Consider the following 1,892-nt stretch of genomic DNA (forward strand, 5'->3'; position numbering starts at 1 on the left):
TAACGCCAAATACAGTGCTTTCACGCACCATTAATACGTTAAGTAAGCAACATTCCACCCTACTGCCTTCGTTCGTGATGCTTCCTTTTTGCGTGTCTGTTGAGAAACTTGACGTTTACTTCATAAATCAACTCTTAGAATAATTTAGGGAAGAAATGTCATGAGATTAATAATACTTATCAAACTACCAGAAAAATCTCAACGCAAGATTAAAACTCTAAAATTTATGCGACCTCAACATACTCACATAAACTAGTAGCTTCCGGAATTGGTAAACCTTCTTCACGTAATCCTTCTAAATGGAAAGCAATAGCTTCTTGAATTTCTTTTTCTATTTCCTTTACAGTTTTTCCAGTTGCCACGCATCCAGGTAAGTCTGGTACATAAGCCGAGTAATTATTTTGTGCTTTTTCAATTACGATTGCGTAACGCATTATTCTTCCTCTCGTTGGTCTTATTCTATATTATCTAATGTGAAATTTGATCATTGGAGTTGGGCTTGTTTCAAAATACTATTTGATGTTCCAGGGGCTAAGTCATCGGAAAGTTTACCGGGAACCGTAACTAAACCTGATTTTCCCGGATGTTTATATTGGCGATGACTCCCCTTAGTTCTAACTAAGTACCAACCATCATCTTCTATAAGCTTGATTATTTCCTTAACTTTCATTACACTTTGGATGTTTTTTTACAAACAACGAATATCTTCTCATTTTTTGCCTCTTAAATGGCACCTGTTGATGGTGCGTAACGCTACGAGATTATTCGTTATTGATTCAAGATTGTTTGTAGCGTTACGCACCCTACGTTGCTTATTCATGACTCTGCACTATGGGTAAGGTAACGATAAATGTTGTACCTTGACCTAGTATGCTTTCTACTTGAATTTGACCTTGATGGAGTTCAACTATAGCTTGAGCAATAGCTAAACCTAAACCTGAACCTGTCGCTTTTTCGGTAATTTCATTTTGGTTATGCGCGCGTGCGGGGTCTGCTCGATAAAAGCGGTCAAATAATTTTGGTAAAGCTTCCGTAGGAATACCGATGCCAGTGTCGCTAACTTTGACTTTGAGCAATGGAGTCAGATAACGTAATCCTGAGACTCGGTGAATCGATTCGATACGCATTAATTCTATATGTACTGTCTTACCATTCGGAGTATAGCGCAAAGCATTGCCTATTAAGTTGGTAAATAATCGGCCTAGTTGACTCCAATCACCATTTAGGGAAAACCAGCTTTCAAGTAGTTCTGGGTTAGTTTCTGTCTGAGGGGGGTCAATTAATGTCAATGAAAGCGCAATTTTTTTCTCTTTTGCAAGTAACTGTTGTTCTTCGACAACTTCCATTAGTAAAGCATCAAGTGGACATGATGAAAATACATCTTTGCTGATACCACTATCTTGACGCGCGAGGAATAGTAAATCATTAACAAGCTTACCCAGACGCTGCGTAAGTTTTTCGATAATCTTTAATTGTTGTTTATAATGCGACTTGGTGGCGCCAGTCTCATTTGCTTGTAATGATTCTAAATCAGATAGCGCAACTTGGACATTAGTTTGAATTAGGGCAATGGGACTTCGTAACTCATGGGAAGCATCTGCGGTAAACTGTTTGAGGCGTTGGTAAGATTCGTTTACAGGTTCCATAGCTTTTCCAGAGAGAAACCAACCTGAGTAAGCAACCGAAAGCACCATTAAACTAGTTCCCAAAGCTAAATCAAACATTAATTGCCGACTGGGTTTTGACACTTCAAACCAAGGATGACTCACACGTAAGTATCCTAAAACTTGGCGCCCAATTTCCACACGGTCTGTAACTTGACGCAATAAGAGTGCTGAGTGCTGAGTGCTGAGTGCTGAGTGCTGAGTGCTGAGTGCTGAGTGCTGAGTGCT

3 protein-coding genes are annotated in these 1,892 nt (G+C 39.4%); all 3 read right to left on the reverse strand.

Going from position 1 to position 1,892, the window contains the following annotated elements; all coding sequences use genetic code 11:
• Nucleotides 1–224 precede the first annotated feature (224 nt).
• A complete protein-coding gene (locus AC2JBO_RS44780; protein ID WP_496960060.1) occupies nucleotides 225–434 on the reverse strand; it encodes a type II toxin-antitoxin system HicB family antitoxin in 210 nt (69 codons plus the stop codon).
• A 50-nt stretch (nucleotides 435–484) separates the two neighbouring features.
• The gene (locus tag AC2JBO_RS44785) at nucleotides 485–670 is read right to left on the reverse strand and encodes a type II toxin-antitoxin system HicA family toxin (protein WP_496960061.1); all 186 of its coding nucleotides are present in this window, start codon (nucleotides 668–670) and stop codon (nucleotides 485–487) included.
• A 142-nt stretch (nucleotides 671–812) separates the two neighbouring features.
• Nucleotides 813–1,892 (reverse strand): sensor histidine kinase (locus tag AC2JBO_RS44790; RefSeq protein WP_496960062.1); only part of this gene is annotated, 1,080 nt, incomplete at its 5' end.

This window comes from Calothrix sp. CBUCES-K 9914 (genome assembly GCF_059640475.1).

What these genes read in the sequence shown, in the direction of transcription:
- AC2JBO_RS44780 (WP_496960060.1), bottom strand. Translation starts at nt 434, where the DNA reads ATGCGTTACGCAATCGTAATTGAAAAAGCACAAAATAATTACTCGGCT.
- AC2JBO_RS44785 (WP_496960061.1), bottom strand. Translation starts at nt 670, where the DNA reads ATGAAAGTTAAGGAAATAATCAAGCTTATAGAAGATGATGGTTGGTAC.